Genomic DNA, 22,655 nt, shown 5'->3' with positions numbered 1-22,655 from the left:
CAACACCGAAAGGAGAACTCATGGCGAAGGACGATGCACTGCACACCACCCACGAATGGCTCGCCGCCGTGGCGAAAGAACTCGGCGTCGCGCCCGAGGCGGTGCGCTCACTAGTGGGCGACGTGCTGGACCTCACCGCCGCTGTGGCCCACAACGGGCCGTCGCGCCCGGCGGCGCCCACCACGGCGTTTCTTGTCGGGCTCGCGGCGGGGCGACAGCTGGGCCCGGACGCCACGCCGGACGCGACGGAGTCGGCGACCCGCAAACTCATTGAGGCGACCACGCAGCTGCTCGAGCGCTACGGCACCAACGACAACAGCGACAACAACGACGGGAGCCACGCGGGCGATGAGCAGGATTAACCAGCGCTTCGCCGTCACCAAGGTCACCCTCGGCGACGGCGAGCAGGCGGGGCGGGTGTCGGTGAACACCCGCGCGGATACCGTCACCACCGAGGAGCCGTTGGAGATCCGCGCCGGCGGGGAGACGCTCACCACCACGATGCGCACCCCGGGCCACGACGTGGAGCTCGCGCACGGATGGTGCTACGCGGAAGGCCTGATTACCGCGCCGCAGGATGTGCGCACGGCCCGCTACTGTGCAGGCGCCGTCGGATCTGGCGGCGAGAACACCTATAACCTGCTTGACTTGGAGCTCGCCGAGACGGCAAAGCCGGTCACGCCGGAGTTCATCCGTCTCACCCCAACTACCAGCGCGTGCGGTGTCTGCGGCACGCAGTCTATTAGCGAGCTGCTGCACAAAGTCCACATGCCCATCACCCCGATCGAGCTAGACCCAGAGCTCGTGGTGACGCTGCCCGACGCGCTGCGCGCGGAGCAGAAGCAGTTCAGAAAGACAGGCGGGATCCACGCCGCGGGCGCGTTCGACCTTGCGGGCAACCCGATCGTCGTGCGCGAGGACATCGGCCGCCACAACGCAGCGGACAAGGTCATCGGCCACCTGCTGTTGGAGGGCCGCCTCCCGGCGGACGACATGGTGCTGGCGATGAGCTCGCGCGCCTCGTTCGAGCTCGTCCAAAAGGCGGCCATGGCGGGATTCCCCGCGCTGGTGGCGGTTTCCGCCGCGTCGTCGCTGGCAGTGGAGCTGGCGCGCGAGACCAACATGGCGCTCGCAGGCTTTGTCAGGGACCGTCACTTTAACCTGTACGCCGGCACCCTCGCATCGGTATGATCCCCAGCATGACCGCGCGCGAAGTCCCCCAAGAGATCATTGACATGTTCTACCCGCCCATGCAGTACATGCGGGAGAAACTCGACCCCGATTTCGGGCACCTCGCCGCCGTCCGCGCCACCGCCATCAACGGCTGCACGGTCTGCACGGCCATCCACCGTCGCAATGCCCGCGAGCACGGTTGGAGCGAGGACTACATCCTCAAGGTCGAGCAGTGGACCCGCCACGCCAGCGAGTTCAGCGAGACCGAGGCGCTCATCCTCGAGCTCGCCGATACGATCACCGAGCTCGATGACGCCCCCGATTCCCTCCCGGACGACCTGTGGAACCGCGCGCTGGACGCCCTCGGAGAGGAAGTCACCCGCGCGCTCATCGTGGGAATTGTGGGCGTGAACAGCTACAACCGTCTCGGCATCGCCTTCAAGCAGGACCCCCGCGACGTCGCGCGCGTCACCGACTTCGACCTGCAGTAGCCCAAAAGCACCGGCAGCGCACCCGGCGTCACGCCAAGGTTGTGCCAAGATGGTGGGCGTGAATACACCCCACTCCCCCGCTCCCGCCGACGGGACGGATGCCGCCGCTCTGCTCGGCGCCGTCCGTGACCTCCGCGATGCGGTCGCCGACACCGACGTCCCCACCGACAGCGCCGCAGCCGCCGACGCCCGCGCCGTGGTCAACCAGTTCGACGATTACATCCTGCCCCGCCTGAGCAACCTCGACGCGCCGCTGCTGGCCGTCATCGGCGGCTCTACCGGATCCGGCAAGTCCACGCTGGTCAACGGGATCCTGCAGGAGCACGTATCCAACCCGGGCGTGATCCGCCCGACCACACGCCAGCCGATCCTGGTGGCCAACCCCGCCAACGCGGACTGGTTCAACTCCCCGGAGGTCCTGCCCGGCCTCGCCCGCTCCCACGGCGCCGGCGACGAGCAGTCCACCACGCTGCGCATCGTGCGCACCGAGCGGATCCCCGAGGGCCTCGCGCTTGTCGACGCCCCCGATTTCGACTCCATCGACGACCACAACAGGGCCCTGGCCTCCCAGCTCTTGGCGGCCGCGGACCTGTGGATCTTCGTCACCACACCCGCGCGCTACGCGGACCAGCTGGTGTGGAACTTCCTCAACGACGCCGCCGGGCGCGGTATCGAGGTGGTCGTGGTGCTCAACCGCCTCGACGAGTCCTCCGCCGAGACCGTCCCCGCGGACCTGCGCCGCATGATGGACCAGTCCGGGCTGACGGGCGCGACGGTGTTCACCGTCCCCTTCGTCAACGGCACGGACGAGTTCCTGCCCAACGAGGTGGTAGCCCCGCTGCGCGACTACCTGTCCACCCTGGCCAACGACACCGCGGCCCGCCGCGACGTGGCCGGCAAGACGGTCGCGGGTGCGCTGGCGGGGGCGCTCGGGCGCGTCGACAAGCTCACTACTGCCCGCGAGCAGCAGGAGACGTTTGCGACCCAGCTGGATGCGGCGATTTCAGAGCAGTACCGCGCCGCCAGCCAGCACGTCATCGAGGCGACCAGCGACGGCAAGCTCTTGCGCACCGAGGTCATGGACCGCTGGCAAGACGTCGTGGGCACCTCGGATGTCTTCCGCGGCGTCGAGCGCTGGTTCTCCCAGGCCGTAGACAAGGTGGGCAGCTTCTTCACGGGCCAACCCGCCCCGCTGCGCGAGGTGGAAACGGAGATTGAAACCGGGCTGCACGCAGTGCTTATCGACGCCGCCGAGACCGCCGCCGCACGCTCCTGGTCCCACGTCGGCACGGTCGCCCCGGAGCTGCGCGCCCAGGCGGACCCCTCGCTGGCCCGCGCCAGCGCCACCGTCTCCGACGACGCGGCCCGCCTCGTCCGCGACTGGCAGCAGGCCATGCTGGAGCGGATCCAGGACACCGCCGGCCAGAAGCGCCAGCGGGCCCGCGCGATGTCGCTGGGCCTCAACGTGCTCACCGTCGCGCTGATGCTCGTCGTGTTCGCCTCTACCGCGGGGCTGACCGGCGGCGAAGTCGCCATCGCCGGTGGCTCCGCAGTAGTGGGACAGAAGATGCTGGAAACCATCTTCGGCGAGGACACGGTGCGCCGCATGGCAGCCGAGGCGAAGGCCGACCTCAACGAGCGCCTCGAGGCGCTCATGGAGGCCGAGCGCAACCGCTACCGCGACGTCACCGCCCCGCTGCACCGTGGCGCCGACGCGGACCAGCTGCGCGAGGCGGCAGGCCAGGCCCGCGCGCAGGCCAGCGTCCGCTTCCCGGAGGCCCTGCCCGCCCCGGCGAACCTCCCGGCGGTTGCGGGCGGTGAGGGTGGCGTCGACAAGCAACAAAGCTCCGGCGAGGCCGACTCGAAGCTGCGCGGCCTCCTGGACCAGCTGCGCGGCACGTTCACGCGCCCGGACGGGCAGGACGGGGGCACCGATGGCGCTGTTTAGCTCGAAGCCACCGCTCGGCGAGCGGCTCGACGCGCTCGGGCAGGCCGCGGAGATCGGCCGCCCCTACCTCTCCCCCGCGCAGCGCGAGCGCCTCGAGAAGGTCGCCCGCGCCGGCGCTGAACGACGCGCCCTGTCCGCCGAACACACCGTCGTCGGCTTCTTCGGCGCGACTGGCTCGGGCAAGACCTCGCTGTTCAACGCCATTGTCGGCGAGGACCTGGGCAAGGCCGCCGCGCGCCGCCCCACCACCTCCTCGCCGCTCGCCGCGGTGTGGGAGCCCGCCGGTTCCGAGGAGCTGCTCGACTGGCTCGGCGTGGAAGACCGCCGCGCCCGCGGCGGCGAGTTCGCCCCCGGCGCGGGCCCGCTCATCCTGCTCGACCTGCCCGATTTCGACTCCGTTGAGGCCTCCAACCGGGAGATCGCGGAGCGGCTCGCCGGCCAGGTCGACGTCCTCGTCTGGGTGTCTGACCCCGAAAAGTACGCCGACAGCGTCATCCACGAGCAGTTCATCCGCCCCCACGCGGACCACGCCGCGGTGACCCTCGCGGTGCTGAACAAGTCGGATCTGCTGGCCGAGGGCGACATCCCCACCGTCAGCGCCTCCTTCAAGGGCCTCTTGCTTGACGACGGCCTCTCCAACGCCCACGTCATCCCCACCTCCACCCGGACCGGCGCTGGCCTGGACAACTTACGCGACGCTATCACCCGCGTCGCCCGCGCCCACACGGCGCAGTCCGCCCGCATCGAGGCCGACATCCACTCCGCCACCGCGGACCTCATCCCGGCCGCCTCCGGCAAGCAGCTGGCCAAGCAGGAGAAGCAATCGCGGCCGGACAAGCACGCGAAGCGCGACATGGACGCCACGCTCGCCGAGGCGACGAGCGCCGACCGCATCGCCGACAAGGCCGCCGCGGCGTACCGCAAGCGCCTGCACGAGCGCACCGGCTGGCTGCTAACCTCCTGGATCACCCGCTTCCGGCCGGACCCGCTCAGACGGATGGGCGTGCGTGACGACGCCGACGAGCTCGGCGTTCACCGCTCCTCCCTCCCGGAACTGGACGCCGCCTCGAAGGCGGTGTCCAACCGGGGCGTGCGCGAGTACGCGGAGGCGGTGTCGCAGGGGTTGCCGCCCCAGTGGGCCGCCGCCGTGTCGGATCGGGCCGGTGGGGTCGCCGAGCAACTCCCCGCGGAGCTCGACCGCGCCGTCGCCCGCACGCGCGTCCCGGCGCAACCGTCGAAGGCGTGGTCGCTCCTCACCTTGATCCAGTGGCTCGCGCTCGTCGCCGCGCTCGTCGGCGTCCTCTGGTACTTGCTTGTCGCCCTCGTCCCCGGCGTCCTTACGCCGCTGCTCGGCGGAGACCTCGTCCCGGACGTCGAGGGCTGGCCCATCCCCACCCTCCTCATCATGGCGGGGCTGCTCACCGGGCTGGTGATCGGCCTGGTCAGTGCCGTGTTCGGCGGGGTGCTCGGTTCCGGGGTGCGCAGGCGCACGAAGGCGGCGCTGCGGCGAGAGATCGCCGTGGCCAGCGAGGACACCGTGGTGGCACCGCTCGGCCAGATCCGCGAGGACTACGCCCGCTTCGCCGACCGGGTGTCGCTCGCCCGCGGGTAGGCGGCGCGCTCTCCCCCCGCGGCGGGCGCTTTGTCGCGTCTCTTGGGGCGCCCCCGAATGACGAGAATGCGTAAAATTTCCCGCGCAGCCAACGGCCTAGACCGCGCCACGTGGTGAAACGCGGCGCCCCTCCGGGAAACCTCAGAAATCTCTCACACCCAGTAGGCGCCCTCCCAATGCGCTGCCACCCCACCAACGCGAAAATGCCCCCGGCTCCAAGCCGGGGGCATCGTCGTCAAGCGATCAAGCAAGCGCTTATGCGCGCTTCATCTTGCCGTCCTTGTCGGCGAACGGGAAGCCGAGGTGCGTCAGCAGCGCGCGACCCTCGTCATCGTTCGTCGCGGTGGTGACGACGGTGATGTCCATGCCGCGGACGCGATCGATCTTGTCAATGTCGATCTCGTAGAACATGGTCTGCTCGGTCAGGCCGAAGGTGTAGTTACCTGCACCGTCGAACTGCTTGTCGTTCAGGCCGCGGAAGTCGCGAATACGCGGGAGCGCAACCGTCAGGAGACGGTCCAGGAACTCCCACATGCGGTCGCCGCGGAGGGTGACCTTCGCGCCGATCGGCATGCCTTCACGGAGCTTGAAGTTAGCGATGGACTTCTTCGCGCGACGGATCTGCGGCTTCTGGCCGGTGATCGCGGTGAGGTCCTCGAGTGCGCCGTTGATGACCTTGGAGTCTCGTGCGGCGTCGCCAACACCCATGTTGACAACAATCTTGGTCAGGCCCGGGATCTGCATGACATTGTCGTAGCTGAACTTCTCGTTCAGCTGGGTGCGGATCTCGTCCTGGTAGCGGGTCTTCAGACGCGGGGTGTAGTTCTCGCTCATGCTAGATGTCCTTCCCGTTCGACTTGGCTACGCGGACCTTGTTGCCGTCCTCGTCAAAACGGTAGCCGACGCGAGTCGGGTTGCCGTCGGAATCCAGAACCATCACGTTGGACACGTGGATCGGTGCTTCCTGGGTGACGATGCCGCCGGACTCGGCGCCGCGCTCGTTGTACGAGTTTGCAACGTGCTTCTTCACACGGTTCACGCCCTCGACGAGGACCTTGTCACGCTTCGGGTAGGCCTCGATGACCTTGCCCTGCGCGCCCTTGTCCTTGCCAGAGATGACCTGGACCATATCGCCCTTCTTGATCTTCATAAGTTAGATCACCTCCGGTGCGAGAGAAACAATCTTCATGAACTTCTTGTCGCGCAGCTCGCGAGCAACGGGGCCGAAGATACGGGTACCGCGCGGCTCGGTGTCGTTCTTGATCAGAACGGCAGCGTTCTCGTCGAAGGAGATGTAGGAGCCGTCCGGACGACGGGTCTCCTTGGTGGCGCGGACGATGACGGCCTTGACAACCTCACCCTCCTTGACGTTGCCACCCGGGGTAGCTTCCTTCACAGAGGCGACGATCGTGTCGCCGATACCGGCGAAGCGTCGAACAGAACCGCCAAGAACGCGGATGCACAGCAGCTCGCGTGCACCAGTGTTGTCGGCGACCTTCAGACGCGATTCTTGCTGAATCACAGTTGGTCTCCTGACCTGGATCGATGTGCGTCAGATTTCCGTCCTGTACGCACGTGGTCATGTGCTTACTTGCATGCCTTCGCTTATCGACGAACACCACCCCGGCCCTTAAGCCGCAAGCTGGTGTCGAAGGGTCTCGGATTTTCAGCTCGGAAACGCGCTTATAACCCGACCAGCGAGAGACAACTGCAGTATTAAAGCACGATATGCGCCCGAAATCCAAATCCGGTACCATTGTCGCGGTGCCGATCCTCCCGGTTCTCGGCCATGCCCGCAACGGGGGCAATAGCGGGGGCACGGTGGCGAGGATCACCTGCGCAGAATTAGCATTGCGCAGCTTAAACCACGTATGGTGTTACCTATGAACTTCGACAGCACATTGGCCGAATCAATCGGCTTTAAGGCGTACCTTTTCACCCACGAACTCCCCAAGTTCGCCGTACGTTCCATGCTCGCCGGCATGTTCCTCACTATCATCACCGCGTTCGCCGCTGTCGCAGCGACCTCGGTCGAGGCCCAGCTCCCCGGCTTCGGTAAGTATGTCTTCGCCCCAATCTTCGCAACCGCCCTCTACATCATCATCGTCCTCGGTGCCGAGCTGGCCACCGGCAACATGATGTACGCCACCTACGGCACCATCACCGGTCGCGTCCCCGGGTTCAAAGCGTTCTTCGCCGTCGTCGTGTGCACGCTGTTCAACCTGCTCGGCGTTCTGATCACCGCGTACTTCATCACCAAGACGACCGCGTTCGACACCGTCACCGCAGAGAACTTCCTCTACGGCGCCACCGCGGGCAAGCTGGCCAAGGACCCGGCGCACCTCTTCCTGGAGGGCATCTTCGCGAACGCCGTGGTGAACATCGGCATCCTCATGGCAGTCCAGGCCGGAAAGGACTTTAGCGCGAAGCTCATCGCCATCGTGCTGGTCATCCCGTCCTTCGCAGCGATGGGCTACGAGCACTCCATCGCGTCCTTCGTCATCTTCTCCCTCTCCGGCTACGGCATCGGCCCGGAGCACTTCGAGGGCTTCACCCTGGCCAACGGCCTGTCCAACTGGCTGTTCGTCTGGCTGGGCAACTACGTCGGCGGCGGCCTCATCATGGGCGGCGTCTACGCCTGGCTGAACCGCGGCGTCTCCCCGCTGCGCAGCTTCCCAATCGGCCACAAGACGGTCTAATTACTCTCCCCCGGGGCGCGGATGCGCCCTTTTCCCAAGCGCCTACACAAACTGCCGCACAAGCGCCACCAACGCCACCACGACGATGATGCCGCGCAGTACGGAGTTTGGAAGGCGCTTTGCTATTTGCGATCCACCCACGCCGCCGATCAGGCCGCCCGCGGCGACGATGAGCACCCCGAGCCACACAATCTCCGCCCCGAAGAACGCCCACGCAACGAGGTAGACCAGCGCCGCGGTGATGTTGACAAACAGGGACAAGAAGTTCTTCACCGGGTTGACGTCCTTGAGCGAACGCCCCGTCGCCACGGACATAATGGCCATGTACAAGATCCCCTGCGCGGCGGTGAAGTAGCCCCCATAGACCGCGGCGGCCCCCATCGGCGCGATCAGCTGGGGGCGCTTCCACGCCTGGCCAACAGCACCGCCCGGCTCTCCCGGCGCCCCCGCCGCAGCTCGCTGCCCGAGCCACGCGGTGAGCTTCGGCTGGAAAATCACCATGAGCAGCGCCACCACGATGAGCACCGGCACGACAAAGTCCAGCGTGCTCGACGGCGACGACAACAACAGCAACGAGCCCGTACCGGACGCCAAAATGGTCACCACGATCATCGGCCCCAGGTACGGGAGTTCCCGTTTGATCTCCTTCCGGTACCCCAGCACCGAGCCGAACGACGCGAACATCATGCCCGTCGTATTCGTGCGCACCGCCACCCCGGGCGGCAACCCCAGCGCCATGAGCACCGGAAGCGTGAGCAGCGAGCCGGAGCCCACCGCGGAATTGATCGCCCCCGCCATCATCGCCATCACAAACAACAGCAGCGCGCTCAGCGGCTCCATTTCGTCCTCCTCTGTTGATCTACATCGCTGATTCTCCGGCCCGGAAGCCGGCCCACTCGTTCGCGTCAGGTGCGAACACAGCCGAGGAGAACGCTACCTCCCCGCCACCGCCGGTGACTTCAAGCGCTGCCCCGTCCGCGGTGCACACCAGCTCACCTGCGGCGCAGTCCGCCCAGCGCATGAAACCGTCGACGGTGACGGACAGCGTGCCGCGGACCGCACCAGTGGTCGCGGCCGGGTGCGGCGCCCAGGCGATGGTCGCGCCGACGTTGCCGTCCACGTCGACGAGCTGCGCCGAGCGCGGCTCGGCACCGAGTTCGCTGCGCCACATGACCATTTCGTCTTCGTTGTGGGGGAGGCGGAGGGTGGTGTGGACGGTGGCGTCGATAAGCGAAAGCTCCCGAGGAAGCGTGAGCTGGTGCACCCACCCCTCCGCGGCGAGCGTGGGCGTGTCGTCGCGGGCGGGCAGGCCCATCCAGCCGAGCATGAGTGCGCCGGGGCCGAAGTTGATGAGCTGCGGGGCGTAAAACTGGTGGCCGTAGTCCAGCGGGGTAAAGCCCGTGATGACCTCGAAGCGCAGGCCTTCGAGACGGCCCACGACGTAGCCGCACTCGTCAGAGTCCGCGAACTGCGGGCAGAAGACGAGCACATCGAGCTCCTCGCCGGTGGACTGATCCGTCATGCGCACCAGGTTCGGACACTCCCACATGTGGGCGGACGCGGTGTTATAGTCCAGGCCGACGAACTCGATGGGGCCGGCGTACTCCCACGACTCCAAATCGTCGGAAGTGTACACCACGACCGCGCCCGTGTTGGACTCGCTGCGCGCGCCGATGAGCATCCGCCACGAGCCGTCCGGGGCCTGCGTCACGTGGGGATCGCGGAAGTCCGAGGTGAAGCCCTCCGGGAAGCCGTTGATGATCGGATTGTCGGCGCGCCGCAGGTAGGTCCCGCCGAGCGGCCCCTGGATGTCCTCCACCTCCACGACGTTCTGGCTCGTGCGGTGCTCGTGCTCGGCGTCGGCGTCCAGGTTTCCGGTATAGAACAGGCGCATGCGCCCGTCGTGCACCACCGAAGACCCCGAAAAGCAGCCGTCCGCGTCGTACGGAAAATCCGGGTAGAGCGCGTCGGGCAGGTGGTAGTACTCGCCGCTGCCAAGCCTGGTCACCGCGTGGCCCCAACCAGTGCGGCGCCGACCGTGCGGGAAGGCCGGGTCGTGCTGGTAAAACACGTGGAGCTCGTCGCCGATCAGCGTGAGCCCGTTCGGGTCGTTGAGGCGGCCCTGGGGCGGGCTGAGGTGAAACTTGGGGCGGTACGTCATGGTGCATAGTTTAGGGTGAGGGGCATGATTACCGTGTGTGGCGAAGCCCGCGTTGACCTCGTGCCCACCACCACCGACGCGCTCGGGCCGCTCCAGCCTGCGCTTGGTGGCGGCCCGTTCAACGTCGCCCGCGCGCTCGGCCGCGAGGGCCTCCTCGCGCTTCGGGAGGACGAGTGGGCGGACATCTTGCCCTTCGCCGCCCACGCGGGTGCGCTCACCGTATCGCGCACGGGAGCAGAAACGCCCGCCCTGGAAGACGTTCTTGCCTTCCAGGGCGGGCGTGCGCTGCGCTAGCTTCGGCTGCTACTCCACAGTCACAGACTTGGCCAGGTTGCGCGGCTGATCCACGTTCAGGCCGCGGGCCTCCGCAACGGCGCAGGCGAAGATCTGCAGCGGCACCGTGGACAGGATCGGCTGCATGAGGCCGGCGGACGCCGGAATGCGGATGACCTCGTTGGCGTACTGGTTGACGTCCTCGTCGCCCTCCTCCGCGATCACGATGGTCACGGCGCCGCGGGCGCGGACCTCCTGGATGTTGGAGACGACCTTGGCATGGAGGTTATTGCGCGAGTGCTTGGAGGGCACGATGATGAACACCGGCTGCCCCTCCTCCACGAGCGCGATCGGGCCGTGCTTGAGCTCGCCGGCGGCGAAGCCCTCCGAGTGCAGGTACGCGACCTCCTTGAGCTTCAGCGCGCCCTCGAGCGCGACCGGGAAGCCCACGTGGCGACCCAGGAACAGCACCGACTTGGCGTTTGCCAGGTCCTTGCCCAGCTGCTTGACCTGGTCCTCGTTGTCCAGGACCTTCTGCAGCTTGTCCGGCATGGCCTGCAGCTCATCCACCACGCCGCGGATCTCGTCCGCGTACTTGTCGCCGCGCACCTGGGACAGGTACAGGGCGAGCAGGTAGGACGCCACGATCTGGGAGATGAACGCCTTGGTGGACGCCACGGCGATCTCCGGGCCGGCGTAGGTGTACAGGACCGCGTCGGATTCGCGCGGGATGGAGGAACCGACGGTGTTGCAGATCGCGATGACCTTCGCGCCCTGCTCACGGGCGTGGCGCACGGCCATCAGGGTGTCCATGGTCTCGCCGGACTGGGACACGGCGACCACAAGGGTCTGCTCGTTGACGATCGGGTCGCGGTAGCGGAACTCGTGCGCGAGCTCCACCTCCGTGGGGATGCGGCACCAGTGCTCGATGGCGTAGCGCGCGACCTGGCCCGCGTAGGAGGCGGTGCCGCAGGCGACGATGATGATCTTGTTGATGGAGCGGAGCAGCGATTCGTCGATACGCAGCTCGTCCAGCGTCAGGGCACCCTCCTCGTTGAAACGACCGTAGAGCGTGTCGCGGACTGCCGACGGCTGGTCGTGGATCTCCTTCTCCATGAAGGAGTTGTAGCCGCCCTTTTCCGCTGCGGTGACGTCCCACTCAACGCGGAACGGCTTGCCCTCGGCCTGCTCGCCGTCGAAGGAGGTGATCTCGTAATCGTGCGCCGTCAGGGTGACAATCTGGCCGTTGTCCATCTCCACCGCGTCGCGGGTGAACTCGATGAAGCCGGAGACGTCGGAACCGAGGAAGTTGCGGTCCTCGCCCAGGCCGATGACCAGCGGGGAGTTCAGGCGCGCAGCGACGATGCGGTCCGGGTGATCCGCGTGGATGGCCAGCAGAGTGAAGGCACCCTCGAGGCGATTCGCGGTGATCTGCATCGCCTTGGTCAGGTCGCCGTCAGCCTCGTTGTCGTAGACGTCGAGCAGGACCGTCGCGGCGACCTCAGTATCGGTCTCGGAAATAAAGGTGTGGCCCTTCTCCTCCAGCTCGTGGCGCAGGGAGGCGAAGTTCTCAATGATGCCGTTGTGCACCACCGCGAGGCGGCCGTTGCCCACTACGTGCGGGTGCGCGTTCACGTCCGTCGGGCCGCCGTGCGTGGCCCAGCGGGTGTGGCCAATGCCCAAGTTGGAGCTCGGGAGCGGGGCCTTTTCAATCTCCGCCTCCAGGTCTGCGACCTTGCCCGCCTTCTTGCGGTGCTCGATCGCGTTGCCGCTCATCACGGCAACGCCAGCAGAGTCGTACCCGCGGTACTCCAGCCTGCGCAAACCTTCAATAATCACGCCCAGGGCGTCGTGCTCGCCCGACGCGGGGTCACCAATATATCCAACGATTCCACACATAGCGACCAGAATACACGGGGTACACCATTGCTCCGAGTTCGCGCGCGCTTAATTGGATACGACAACCTTTGCGTTGTCGCCCTCGCCGTCCACCCGGACCGCGTACGTGGTGATGGTGTGGTTGTCTCCCTGCAACGATGCACCGTCGTCAAGAAAAAACTTCTGCTTCAGCAGCGGTGACGCGATCGTGGGACGCCCCTCAACCTCGCCAACGATGCCACGCGAAAGCACGCCGGCGCCGGTGTACGGATCGATATTGTCCACCGCGTACAGCTGCTCGCCATCGGCGGTGTGGAGGCGGAAGACCGCCACCTGCACCTCACCGGGCAGCAGCGCCGCAGCGCCCACGCCCACCGAAAGGTCCTTCAGTGCACAAATCACTGTGTCTGCCATTGGTTTTCTCCCTCTCTCAGGTGATACGCGCGGGCTAGTTCGCCGCGCCGATGGTCGGGGTCATCAGCGGGACCTTGCGGCCACCCTGCGGGTGCTCCTCGAACTGCACCGTCGGGTCCGGCATATCCGGCGCGTTAATAAAGGACACGAAGCGCTTGAGCTTCTCCGGATCGTTGAGCACGTCCTGCCACTCGTCGGAGTAGTTGGCCACGTGGTGGTCCATGAACGCCTCCAGGTCATCGGCGATACCCAACGAGTCATCCACCACCACATCGCGGATGTGGTCCAATCCGCCCTCAACCTCGGCCTGCCAGGCGGCGGTGCGCTGCAGACGATCGGCGTTGCGGATGTAGAAGGCCAGGTAGCGGTCGATGTAGCGGATCAGGGTTTCTTCGGTGAGGTCCTTGGCCAGCAGCTCGGCCTGGCGCGGCGTCGCGCCACCATTACCACCCACGTACAGGTTCCAACCCTGCTCGGTAGCAATCACGCCAATATCCTTGCCACGTGCCTCCGCGCACTCGCGGGCGCAGCCCGAAACGCCCATCTTCAGCTTGTGTGGCGAACGCAGACCGCGGTAGCGCAGCTCCAGGTTAATCGCCATGGCCACCGAATCCTGCTGGCCGTAGCGGCACCAGTCCGTGCCCACGCAGGACTTCACCGCGCGCAGGGACTTGCCGTACGCCTGACCGGACTCCATCCCCACGTCGATCAGGCGGCGCCAGATCTCAGGCAGATCTTCGGTGCGCGCGCCGAACATGGCGATACGCTGGGCACCAGTGATTTTGAGGTAGAGACCGAAGTCCTCGGCGATGCGCCCCATCTCCTGCAGCTGCGCCGGGGTCACGTTGCCTGCCGGCTGGCGCGGGATCACGGAGTAGGTCCCGTTCTTCTGCATGTTGCCCAACATGCGGTCGTTCGTATCCTGCAGACCGGCGGTCGCCCCGTCGAGCACGTGATTTTCGGTATGCATGGACGCCACAATGTTCGCGAAAGTTGGCTTGCACACCTCGCAACCGCCACCGGTGCCGAAGCGCTCAATGAAGGTCGGGAAGTCTGTAATACCGGTGGAGCGGGCGATTTCGAAGAGCTCGGCGCGCGATTGCTGGAAGTGGGGGCACACAGCCTTCGATTGCTCGATGCCTTCGGCTTCCAAAATGCCCTTAAGCAGCGGGATACAGGACCCGCACGAAGTACCGGCGCGGGTTGCGCTCATGAGCGTTTCTACAGAATGGCACCCCTGGCCAATCGCCGCGCGCACGTCGCCTTTGGACACGTTGTTGCAGGAACAGATTTGCGCCGCGTCCGGGAGATCGCCCGCACCAATGGCGGTGGTCCCCGCCCCGGACTCGGGGGCAATCAGGCTGACAGGGTCGCCCGGCAGCTCGGAGCCAACCATCGGGCGCAGCATCGAGTAGTTCGAGGCCTCGCCGACCAAAATTCCGCCGATGAGGCGCTTGCCTTCCGCATCCAGGATGAGCTTCTTGTACACGCCCGAGACCGGGTCCTGAATGTGCAGTTCCTTATGCCCCTCAGCCGTGGAAAACGCATCACCGAACGAAGCAACGTCCACCCCCAACAGCTTGAGCTTGGTGGACATATCCGGGTCCTCGAAATCAGGACCTTCCTCCCCCGCCAGGCGTGCGGCCACAATCTCCGCCATGGTGTTGCCGGGCGCGACCAGTCCGTACGTCTTGCCATCCACCGCTGCGCACTCGCCGATGGCGGAGATGTGCTCGATGGAGGTTCGGCACTGGCGGTCGGTGAGGAAGCCGCCGCGCGGCCCCAGTTCCAGGCCAGCGTCCGGGCCCATCGTGTCGCGCGGGCGGATGCCGGCGGAGAAGATCACCAGGTCGGTCTCGATCTGCCCGTCGTCACCCAGGTCCAACACGACGGCCCCGTCGCGCTGCGTCGACGGTTCGATCGAGCGGCTGGTCACGCCTACGTGGACGTCCACGCCCATCTGGCGGATCGCCTGCGAGAGCATCTCGCCGCCTGCGTCATCCACCTGCAACGGCATGAGCCGCGGGGCCATTTCTACAACGTGTGTTTTCGCGCCCATGTGCTGAGCAGCGCCTGCCGCCTCAAGCCCAAGGAGGCCACCGCCAATCACCACGGCGGTCGCTTCGCCGTGCGTGCCCACCACGCCCTCGATCGCCGCGCGGATACCGTCCATGTCGTCGAGCGTGCGGTAGACGTGCACCTGTGGCAGCTCATTGCCCGGGAGGCGTGGCACGAAAGCGCGCGAGCCTGTGGCAAGGACGAGTTCTTCGTAGGCGAACACGCGACCGTCGTCAAGCACGAGCTCCTTGGCTTCTGGCTTAATCGACACCGCGCGCCCCGGCACCACCGTGACATTTTCCGGGAGACGGTCGAGGTAGAGCGCCTCGCGATCCCAGTTGCCCACGTAGCTGGACAGCTGCACGCGGTCGTAGGCGTAATCCTCGGTCTCACGGTTGATCACCATGATCTGCGCGTCCGGACGCCGCGCCGAAAGCTCTTGGGCAAAACGGTGCCCAACCATGCCGAAGCCCACGACCAGAATCTCGGCATGGGTGGTCTGCGTACTCATAAAACCGTCCTTTGCAGTAGGGGCGGCGCGGCTGCGCCAATTACCCCCGATCGTACCGGCTAAAAAGCGGTGCGCGGTGGCTTTCCCCCAACAGCCAGTTCGCCGGCACCTCCGCGTCCCCTACCCCATCACGCCGGTCAATTTCCCGTGGAACGCGCTCGAACGCTCGCCCATCCCCTCGAAGGTCACCGTCTTCCCGTACTGGGCGTAGCGCTGCTCGATGGAATCCAGCGCAGCGATCGTGGACGCATCCCACAGGGTGGCCTCGCTGAGGTCCACCACCACCCGTTCCGGGTCCGCGGAGTACCGAAACAGCGTGGTCAAGTCGTTCGAAGACGCGAACAGGAGCTGGCCGCGCACCGCGTAGCAAGCCTCGCCGTCGACCTCCTCACGGGTGACCTCCACCAGGTGCGCCACGTTGCGCACGAACATCACGGATGCCGCGAGTACGCCGACCACCACGCCGATGGCCAGGTTGCCCGTCAGGATCACCACGACCACGGTAAGCGCCATGATGACCGTCTCAGACAGCGGGAGCTTGCGCAGCGTGGACGGGCGCACCGAGTGCCAGTCAAAACTGCCGATGGCCACCATGATCATCACGGCCACGAGCGCTGCCATGGGGATCTGGCCGACCAGCTCATTGAGCAGCAGCATCAGCCCAAGCAGGAACGTGCCGGCGAGGAAGGTGGACACGCGGGTGCGCGCGCCCGACGCCTTGACGTTGATCATGGACTGCCCAATCACCGCGCACCCGCCCATGCCGCCGAAGAGGCTGGAGACCATGTTCGCGGCCCCCTGCCCGATCCCCTCGCGGGTCTTGTTGGAGTGGGTATCCGTGATCTCATCGATGAGCTTCGCCGTCAGCAGCGACTCCATGAGCCCCACCAGCGCCACCGCCAGCGCGTACGGGGCCACCACCTTGAGCGTGTCAAGCTCCCACGGGATCTGCGGCACCACAATGTGCGGCAGGGAGCGCGGCAGCTCGCCGCGGTCCCCCACGGTTGGCACGTCGATGCCAAACCCGATCACCACCGCGCTGACCACCACGATGGCCACAAGCGGCGGCGGCACCGCTTCCGTGATGCGCGGCATGGCAATTACGATGAGCAGGCCGAGTGCGACGAGCGGGTAGACGGCGGCGGGGACGCCGAACAGCTCGGGCAGCTGCGCCGAAAAGACCATGATGGCCAGCGAGTTCACAAAGCCCACCATGACGCTGCGCGGGATGAACCGCATCAGTTTGGCCACCCCGAGCAGCGCCAGCACAATCTGGAACACACCGGCGAGCATGATCGTGGCCAGCAGGTAGTCGTAGCCGTGCGCGCGCACGAGCGGCGCGACGACGAGGGCAACCGCGCCTGTCGACGCCGAGATCATGGCCGGCCTGCCGCCAACTATCGCCGTGACCGTCGCCATGATGAACGACGAGTACAGCCCCACCTTGGGGTCCACGCCCGCGATCACGGAGAAGCTGATCGCCTCCGGAATCAGCGCCAGGCCCACGACGAGCCCGGCCAGCACCTCCTTGCTCAGGATCCGCGGCGTTCGCAGCGCCTCCCACACTGTTGGCCGGGGCGCGTAGCGCTCGCCGGTCTGGGCGGTCAGCGTTTCCACAGGCATCAGGTCCTCCGGGTCTCGGGGTCAGCGACGTACACACTGTAGTACCGCGCCCGGGCAGATGCCTATCGACGCCTACTTGCCCGCCACGGTGGCGTCGATAAGCATGCAAAAACCGCACCCCCCTTGGAGAGGGTGCGGCTGGTGCGGGGTCCGCTAGGGACTAGCGAGCCTTCTCGACGATCTCGACGAGACGGAAGTGCTTGTCCTTGGACAGCGGGCGGGTCTCCTCGATGAGGACCAGGTCGCCGACGCCGGCGGTGTTGTCCTCGTCGTGAGCCTTGACGCGGTTGGTCGTGCGGACAATCTTGCTGTACAGGCCGTGGGACTTGCGGTCCTCGACCTCAACAACGATGGTCTTGTCCATCTTGTCGGACACGACGTAGCCGCGGCGGCGCTTCTGCACTGCCTTCTGGGTGTTCTGTTCAGTCACGTTTGCCTCACTCATGATTAAGCCTCAGCTCCCGGGACGACGGACAGGCCGAGCTCTCGCTCGCGCAGCACGGTGTAGATGCGTGCGATGTCGCGCTTCACGGTGGAGATGCGGCGGTTGTTGGTCAGCTGGCCGGTCGCGAGCTGGAAGCGCAGGTTGAACAGCTCTTCCTTCGCGTCGGACAGGCGGCTCTTCAGCTCTTCATCGGTGAGTTCGCGGAACTCAGATGCGGGGGTACCGTTCGCCATTAGTACTGGTCCTCCTTCTTGATGATGCGAGTCTTGCACGGAAGCTTCGCAGCCGCACGGCGCAGAGCCTCGATGGCAACCTCGTCATTCGGGTAGGACATCTCGAAAAGGATGCGACCCGGCTTCACGTTGGCAACCCACTTCTCCACCGGGCCCTTACCGGAACCCATACGCACGCCGAGCGGCTTCTGGGTCAGCGGGCGGTCCGGGAAGATGTTGATCCAGACCTTGCCGCCACGCTTGACGTGGCGGTTGATGGCAATACGGGATGCCTCAATCTGACGGTTGGTGATGTAGGCCGGCTCGAGTGCCTGCAGGCCCCAGTCACCGAAGTTAATGGTGTTCCCGCCCTTGGACACGCCACGACGGTTCGGGCGGTGCTGGCGGCGGTACTTCACGCGCTTAGGGATAAGCATGTGTTTAGCCCTCCTGCTTCTTCTCGGCGCGCTGGCGGCGCTGGCCGCCGCGACGCGGGCGACGGTCGCCGCGGCCACGGCGCTCGTTGGACGGAGCGTTGAGCTCGGACTCGCGGACACCGCCAACAACGTCGCCCTTGTAGATCCAGACCTTGACGCCGATGACGCCGAAGGTGGTGTGGGCTTCTGCGGTGCCGTAGTCGATCTCCGCACGCAGGGTGTGCAGCGGCACACGGCCTTCGTGGTAGCGCTCGACGCGGGACATTTCAGCGCCACCCAGACGGCCAGAGGTCATCACCTTGATGCCCTTGACCTGCGGATTGCGCATTGCGGACTGGATAGCCTTGCGCATTGCGCGACGGAACGCGACGCGGTTGACCAGCTGCTCAGCGATGGACTGTGCAACGAGGGTCGCGTTGGCGTCAACGTTCTTGACCTCGAGGATGTTGAGGGCGACCATCTTGCCGGTGAGCTTCTCCAGCTCGCGGCGGATGCGGTCAGCCTCAGCACCGCGGCGGCCAATCACGATGCCCGGGCGGGCGGTGTGAATGTCGACGCGGACGCGGTCGCGAGTGCGCTCGATGTTGACGTCGGCGATGCCGGCGCGCTCGAGGCCCTTGGACAGGAATTCGCGGATCTTGATGTCCTCGTGGACGTAATCTGCGTAGTTCTTGTCGGCGTACCAGTGGGACTTGTAGTCAGCGGTGATACCCAGGCGCAGGCCGTGTGGGTGAATTTTCTGGCCCATTACTTAGCCCCTTCCTTGGACTCGACAACGACGGTGATGTGGGACGTGCGCTTCCGGATCTGGAAGGCGCGGCCCTGGGCGCGCGGCTGGTAGCGACGCATAGTGGGGCCTTCGTTGGCCCAGCACTCGGACACGACGAGCGTGCGCGGGTCCAGACCGAAGTTGTTCTCGGCGTTGGCAGCTGCGGAAGCAACAACCTTCGCAACATCCTTGGACGCTGCCTGCGGCGCGTACTTCAGGATGGCGAGTGCCTCAGATACGGACTTACCGCGGACGAGGGCCAGCACGCGGCGGGCCTTCATCGGGGAAGTGCGGACGAACTTGGCCGTCGCGGATGCAGTGGTGATTGTGTCAGCCATTGCTTATCGACGTCCCTTCTCTACCTTGACGTGACCCTTGAAGGTCTTGGTTGGTGCAAACTCGCCGAGCTTGTGACCGACCATGGACTCATCGACAAACACCGGGACGTGCTTACGGCCGTCGTGGACGGCGAAAGTGTGTCCGATGAAATCGGGGAGAATGGTCGAGCGGCGGGACCAGGTCTTGATGACCTGCTTGGTGCCGGCCTCGTTCTGAGCATCCACCTTGTTGAGGAGGTGCTCATCGACGAACGGGCCCTTCTTCAGGCTGCGTGGCATGTCTGTTTACCTCCTCTTAGCGCTTCTTGTTCTTCGAGCGACGACGACGCACGATCATGTTGTTGGAGTAACGGTTCGGGTTGCGGGTACGGCCTTCCTTCTGGCCCCACGGGGAAACCGGGTGACGGCCACCGGAAGTCTTACCCTCACCACCACCGTGCGGGTGGTCGACCGGGTTCATGACAACACCGCGGACAGTGGGCCTCCAGCCCTTCCAGCGCATACGGCCGGCCTTGCCCCAACGGATGTTGATCTGGTCAGCGTTGCCAACCTCGCCCACCGTTGCGCGGCAGCGGATGTCCACGCGACGGATCTCGGAGGACGGCATACGCAGCACGGCGTAGGAGCCTTCCTTACCCAGCAGCTGGATCGAAGAACCAGCGGAACGGGCAAGCTTGGCGCCAGCACCGGGCTTGAGCTCCACAGCGTGGATGGTGGTACCGGTCGGGATGTTGCGCAGCGGCAGGTTGTTGCCAACCTTGATGTCCGCGTTAGCGCCCGACTCGATCACGGTGCCCTGCTTCAGGCCCTTCGGCGCAATGATGTAGCGCTTCTCACCGTCGTAGTAGTGGAGCAGTGCAATGTTTGCGGTGCGGTTCGGGTCGTACTCGATGTGAGCGACCTTTGCCAGCACGCCGTCCTTGTCGGAACGGCGGAAGTCGATGACGCGGTAGCGACGCTTGTGGCCGCCGCCGCGGTGACGAGTGGTGATGTGGCCGTGGGTGTTACGGCCACCCTTCTTCGGGAGCGGGCGCAGCAGCGACTTTTCCGGGGTCGAGCGGGTGATCTCGTCGAACTCGGAAACGGAGCTGGCACGGCGACCCGGAGTTGTCGGCTTGTATTTACGAATAGCCATAGTGTGTCCTTTTCTATCGGTGTCTTCTGCAGCAGCCGCTGTTAGGCGGTTGCACCGCCGAAGATGTCGATGGAGTCGCTGCCCTCGCGGAGAGTGACGTAGGCGCGCTTGGTGTCCTTGCGCTTGCCGTAGCCGGTGCGGGTGCGCTTGCGCTTGCCCTCACGGTTGGCGGTGTTCACCGAAGCGACGTCGACGCCGAAGATCTCTTCCACGGCGATCTTGATCTGGGTCTTGTTAGCAGACGGGCTGACATAGAACGTGTAGGTGTTCTGCTCCATCAGCGCGTAGGTCTTCTCGGAGAGGACCGGGGCGATGATGATGTCGCGCGGGTTAACAGTCTTAGCCATTTACTTCTCCTCCTCCGCAGCGGTGGCGGTAGCCTGTGCCGCGTCGCGGTTGATGAAGGTGTGCAGTGCCTCGACCGAGAAGACCACGTCGTCTGCGTTGAGCACGTCGTAGGTGTTCAGCTGACCCGGCTCGATGATGTGGACGCCCGGCAGGTTCCTTGCGGAAAGACGGGAGTTGTTGTCATCGCGGCCGATCACCAGCAGAACGGACTTACGGTCGGTCAGGCGCTCCAGGAAGGTGCGTGCAGACTTGGTCGAGGGCTTCTGGCCCGGGACCAGGTCCTCAACGACGTGGATGCGTGCGTTACGCGCGCGGTCGGTGAGGGCACCTACGAGAGCTGCCTTAATCATTTTCTTGGGGGTGCGCTGCGCGTAGGAACGCGGCTGCGGACCGTGAACGGTGCCGCCACCGGTGAACTGCGGAGCGCGGATGGAACCCTGGCGGGCACGGCCGGTGCCCTTCTGGCGGAACGGCTTCTTACCACCGCCGCGCACGTCGGCGCGGGTCTTGGTGGCGTGGGTTCCCTGACGAGCTGCTGCGAGCTGTGCGGTGACAACCTGGTGCAGCAGCGGGATGGAAGCTTCGCGGTCAAAAAGTTCTGCCGGAAGCTCTACGGAACCGTTGGTCTTTCCGTCAGCGGTGTGGACGTCAAGCGTCAGGTTCGTCATGCGTGAGCACCGCCCTTCACTGCGGTCTTGACGGTAACAACGCTGCCCTTGGCGCCCGGGATTGCACCCTTGACCAGGATCAGATTGTTGTCGCCGTCGATGCGTTGGATCTTCAGGTTCTGGGTGGTAACGCGGTTACCGCCCATGCGGCCAGCCATGCGCTTGCCCTTGAAGACACGGCCCGGGGTAGCACAGCCACCGATGCCGCCGACGCGGCGGTGGGAGGCCTGGTTACCGTGTGCGGCACCCTGGCCGGCAAAGCCGTGGCGCTTCATCGCGCCGGCAAAGCCCTTGCCCTTGGTGGTGCCGACGACGTCGACGAACACGTCGCCGTCGAAGATGGTGGCGTTGTATTCCTGGCCGACCTCGTACTCGGAGGTATCGTCCATGCGGATCTCCGCAACAACGCGACGCGGCGTCACGCCAGCCTTCTTGAAGTGGCCAGCCTGCGGCTTCTTGGACTTACGGGGGTCAATGTCGCCGTAAGCAATCTGGATGGCGTCGTAGCCATCGGTCTCTTTGGTACGGATCTGGGTGACCACACACGGCCCAGCCTCGACGACGGTCACCGGGATTACGCGGTTCTCATCGTCGAAGACCTGGGTCATGCCGAGCTTCTTACCCAGAATGCCCTTGATCTGGTTCTCAGACATGTATTAGTTCTCCACTACTGAACGTTTTGGGGATCTCTTGCTTACTGGATGTTCACGTCGACGCTTGCCGGAAGGTCGATGCGCATGAGCGCGTCAACGGTCTTCGGCGTCGGATCGAGAATGTCGATGAGGCGCTTGTGAGTGCGCATCTCGAAGTGCTCGCGAGAGTCCTTGTACTTGTGGGGAGAACGAATAACGGCGTACACGTTCTTTTCGGTGGGCAACGGCACCGGTCCAACGACGCGGGCACCCGTGCGGGTGACCGTAGCAACGATCTTCTTCGCAGATGCGTCGATCGCCTCGTGGTCGTAGGCCTTGAGCCTGATGCGGATCTTCTGTCCCGCCACGCTTACCTCTTCCTCGCATCCCCACTTTCAATTCCCGCCTCGCTCGTAGTTGAACGAGGCAAAGACGAAGCGGTGGGGTTTGTAGCTTCTAGTTTCTCTATAACGTTGTCCGGGCTGGGCCCATGGCTCAACGCCAGTGTCGTTTCATTGACTTCTTGACACTTCCGGAAGGTGACAAGGCGCTAGCAAATAACTGCGCGCTGCAAGTCAGTGCTTCCGCCTCGGCGCGTGCCGGGGTGCAAGACTCGGAAGGGTGCGTGACCCTTGCGTACTGCCGCTGTTTATTTGCCATGGCGCCTTCTCCGGTCCTGCCCGCATTTCGAGGCAGGTCCTTCAACCGAAGGTGTCATGTTCACCGGACCATCGCGCTTGCGCGCCATGTTTCGGCAACCCGAGTATTAAAACACGTCCTCCCCATTTACGCAAGCCCGAGCTTTTTCGCTTCTCGACGCCCCCATCTCC

At 65.4% G+C, this 22,655-nt stretch carries 27 protein-coding genes; 7 read left to right on the top strand and 20 right to left on the bottom strand.

The genetic code is table 11. From position 1 onward, the window contains the following. Positions 1-20: 20 nt before the first annotated feature. Genes EAW56_RS00845 through EAW56_RS00825 form a run of 5 tightly spaced genes read left to right on the top strand, consistent with a single transcriptional unit; the run spans position 21 to position 5,224 of the window. Positions 21-362, top strand: a complete 342-nt coding sequence (locus EAW56_RS00845; protein ID WP_122084691.1) for a DUF6457 domain-containing protein — start codon at positions 21-23, stop codon at positions 360-362. Then, on the top strand, positions 349-1,191 hold the full coding sequence (fdhD, locus tag EAW56_RS00840; protein WP_122084690.1) for a formate dehydrogenase accessory sulfurtransferase FdhD: 843 nt from the start codon (positions 349-351) through the stop codon (positions 1,189-1,191). The genes EAW56_RS00845 and fdhD overlap by 14 nt, the downstream gene beginning before the upstream one ends. A gap of 8 nt (positions 1,192-1,199) precedes the next feature. Continuing rightward, on the top strand, positions 1,200-1,664 hold the full coding sequence (locus EAW56_RS00835) for a carboxymuconolactone decarboxylase family protein (protein WP_165765690.1): 465 nt from the start codon (positions 1,200-1,202) through the stop codon (positions 1,662-1,664). A 58-nt stretch (positions 1,665-1,722) separates the two neighbouring features. After that, on the top strand, positions 1,723-3,612 hold the full coding sequence (locus tag EAW56_RS00830; RefSeq protein ID WP_244213299.1) for a GTPase family protein: 1,890 nt from the start codon (positions 1,723-1,725) through the stop codon (positions 3,610-3,612). Continuing rightward, positions 3,599-5,224 (top strand): GTPase, encoded by a 1,626-nt coding sequence (locus EAW56_RS00825; protein ID WP_122084688.1) that lies wholly within the window; start codon positions 3,599-3,601, stop codon positions 5,222-5,224. The genes EAW56_RS00830 and EAW56_RS00825 overlap by 14 nt, the downstream gene beginning before the upstream one ends. 255 nt (positions 5,225-5,479) lie before the next feature. Here the strand turns inward: EAW56_RS00825 and rplE are convergent, their stop codons facing one another. From rplE to rplN, 3 genes are read right to left on the bottom strand one after another with little or no spacing between them, the layout of a single operon-like run. Further along, a complete protein-coding gene (gene rplE, locus EAW56_RS00820; RefSeq protein ID WP_095277921.1) occupies positions 5,480-6,058 on the bottom strand; it encodes a 50S ribosomal protein L5 in 579 nt (192 codons plus the stop codon). Between the two features lies 1 nt (position 6,059). Then, positions 6,060-6,374: a 50S ribosomal protein L24 gene (rplX, locus tag EAW56_RS00815; RefSeq protein ID WP_095277923.1), complete on the bottom strand. Its 315-nt coding sequence runs from the start codon at positions 6,372-6,374 to the stop codon at positions 6,060-6,062. A gap of 3 nt (positions 6,375-6,377) precedes the next feature. Beyond that, complete coding sequence (rplN, locus tag EAW56_RS00810) at positions 6,378-6,746, bottom strand: 50S ribosomal protein L14 (RefSeq protein ID WP_095277925.1); 369 nt, start codon at positions 6,744-6,746, stop codon at positions 6,378-6,380. A 361-nt stretch (positions 6,747-7,107) separates the two neighbouring features. On the opposite strand from rplN, the gene EAW56_RS00805 reads away from it, so the two are divergent. Beyond that, positions 7,108-7,923 (top strand): formate/nitrite transporter family protein, encoded by an 816-nt coding sequence (locus tag EAW56_RS00805; protein WP_158221603.1) that lies wholly within the window; start codon positions 7,108-7,110, stop codon positions 7,921-7,923. Between the two features lie 42 nt (positions 7,924-7,965). On the opposite strand, the gene EAW56_RS00800 is transcribed toward EAW56_RS00805, so the two are convergent. Further along, the gene (locus EAW56_RS00800) at positions 7,966-8,763 is read right to left on the bottom strand and encodes a sulfite exporter TauE/SafE family protein (RefSeq protein WP_122084687.1); all 798 of its coding nucleotides are present in this window, start codon (positions 8,761-8,763) and stop codon (positions 7,966-7,968) included. A 19-nt stretch (positions 8,764-8,782) separates the two neighbouring features. Next, positions 8,783-10,084, bottom strand: a complete 1,302-nt coding sequence (locus tag EAW56_RS00795) for a glycoside hydrolase family 32 protein (protein WP_122084685.1) — start codon at positions 10,082-10,084, stop codon at positions 8,783-8,785. Between the two features lie 24 nt (positions 10,085-10,108). Between EAW56_RS00795 and EAW56_RS13185 the strand changes: the two genes are divergently transcribed. After that, the gene (locus tag EAW56_RS13185) at positions 10,109-10,378 is read left to right on the top strand and encodes a hypothetical protein (RefSeq protein WP_415528402.1); all 270 of its coding nucleotides are present in this window, start codon (positions 10,109-10,111) and stop codon (positions 10,376-10,378) included. 9 nt (positions 10,379-10,387) lie between these two features. On the opposite strand, the gene glmS is transcribed toward EAW56_RS13185, so the two are convergent. From glmS to rpsJ, 15 genes are all read right to left on the bottom strand, one after another. Further along, positions 10,388-12,256 carry a glutamine--fructose-6-phosphate transaminase (isomerizing) gene (gene glmS / locus EAW56_RS00785; protein WP_095553372.1) on the bottom strand — a complete coding sequence of 623 codons (1,869 nt, stop codon included), beginning with the start codon at positions 12,254-12,256 and terminating at the stop codon, positions 10,388-10,390. A 48-nt stretch (positions 12,257-12,304) separates the two neighbouring features. Continuing rightward, the gene (nirD, locus tag EAW56_RS00780; RefSeq protein WP_095553371.1) at positions 12,305-12,649 is read right to left on the bottom strand and encodes a nitrite reductase small subunit NirD; all 345 of its coding nucleotides are present in this window, start codon (positions 12,647-12,649) and stop codon (positions 12,305-12,307) included. A gap of 34 nt (positions 12,650-12,683) precedes the next feature. Next, complete coding sequence (gene nirB / locus EAW56_RS00775; RefSeq protein WP_122084684.1) at positions 12,684-15,218, bottom strand: nitrite reductase large subunit NirB; 2,535 nt, start codon at positions 15,216-15,218, stop codon at positions 12,684-12,686. 120 nt (positions 15,219-15,338) lie between these two features. Beyond that, positions 15,339-16,841 (bottom strand): SulP family inorganic anion transporter, encoded by a 1,503-nt coding sequence (locus EAW56_RS00770; protein WP_095553369.1) that lies wholly within the window; start codon positions 16,839-16,841, stop codon positions 15,339-15,341. Between the two features lie 160 nt (positions 16,842-17,001). Then, entirely contained in the window at positions 17,002-17,286 is a 285-nt protein-coding gene (rpsQ, locus tag EAW56_RS00765; protein WP_095277945.1) for a 30S ribosomal protein S17, read from the bottom strand. A gap of 2 nt (positions 17,287-17,288) precedes the next feature. Next, positions 17,289-17,519, bottom strand: coding sequence for a 50S ribosomal protein L29 (rpmC, locus tag EAW56_RS00760; protein WP_038588270.1), 231 nt, complete (start codon positions 17,517-17,519; stop codon positions 17,289-17,291). Continuing rightward, complete coding sequence (gene rplP / locus EAW56_RS00755) at positions 17,519-17,935, bottom strand: 50S ribosomal protein L16 (protein ID WP_095277947.1); 417 nt, start codon at positions 17,933-17,935, stop codon at positions 17,519-17,521. The genes rpmC and rplP overlap by 1 nt, the downstream gene beginning before the upstream one ends. Before the next feature lie 4 nt (positions 17,936-17,939). Continuing rightward, entirely contained in the window at positions 17,940-18,683 is a 744-nt protein-coding gene (rpsC, locus tag EAW56_RS00750; RefSeq protein ID WP_095277949.1) for a 30S ribosomal protein S3, read from the bottom strand. Then, positions 18,683-19,042, bottom strand: coding sequence for a 50S ribosomal protein L22 (rplV, locus tag EAW56_RS00745; RefSeq protein WP_095277951.1), 360 nt, complete (start codon positions 19,040-19,042; stop codon positions 18,683-18,685). Before rplV ends, rpsC begins: the two co-directional genes overlap by 1 nt. A gap of 3 nt (positions 19,043-19,045) precedes the next feature. After that, positions 19,046-19,321 carry a 30S ribosomal protein S19 gene (rpsS, locus tag EAW56_RS00740; RefSeq protein ID WP_095277954.1) on the bottom strand — a complete coding sequence of 92 codons (276 nt, stop codon included), beginning with the start codon at positions 19,319-19,321 and terminating at the stop codon, positions 19,046-19,048. A gap of 16 nt (positions 19,322-19,337) precedes the next feature. Then, positions 19,338-20,177: a 50S ribosomal protein L2 gene (gene rplB / locus EAW56_RS00735; RefSeq protein WP_095277956.1), complete on the bottom strand. Its 840-nt coding sequence runs from the start codon at positions 20,175-20,177 to the stop codon at positions 19,338-19,340. A 41-nt stretch (positions 20,178-20,218) separates the two neighbouring features. Beyond that, on the bottom strand, positions 20,219-20,524 hold the full coding sequence (gene rplW, locus EAW56_RS00730) for a 50S ribosomal protein L23 (RefSeq protein ID WP_095277958.1): 306 nt from the start codon (positions 20,522-20,524) through the stop codon (positions 20,219-20,221). Then, positions 20,525-21,193 carry a 50S ribosomal protein L4 gene (rplD, locus tag EAW56_RS00725; protein ID WP_095277960.1) on the bottom strand — a complete coding sequence of 223 codons (669 nt, stop codon included), beginning with the start codon at positions 21,191-21,193 and terminating at the stop codon, positions 20,525-20,527. It abuts the gene before it with no gap. Next, on the bottom strand, positions 21,190-21,846 hold the full coding sequence (gene rplC, locus EAW56_RS00720) for a 50S ribosomal protein L3 (RefSeq protein ID WP_095277962.1): 657 nt from the start codon (positions 21,844-21,846) through the stop codon (positions 21,190-21,192). The genes rplD and rplC overlap by 4 nt, the downstream gene beginning before the upstream one ends. Before the next feature lie 41 nt (positions 21,847-21,887). Next, complete coding sequence (rpsJ, locus tag EAW56_RS00715; RefSeq protein WP_038588232.1) at positions 21,888-22,193, bottom strand: 30S ribosomal protein S10; 306 nt, start codon at positions 22,191-22,193, stop codon at positions 21,888-21,890. Positions 22,194-22,655 lie beyond the last annotated feature (462 nt).

The sequence above is a fragment of the Corynebacterium gottingense genome (assembly GCF_003693265.1).
In the GTDB taxonomy this organism is placed as follows: Bacteria; Actinomycetota; Actinomycetes; order Mycobacteriales; family Mycobacteriaceae; genus Corynebacterium; species Corynebacterium gottingense.
The sequence above is the reverse complement of the archived record's forward strand: the minus strand, read 5'-3'. Positions and strand labels throughout refer to the sequence as shown.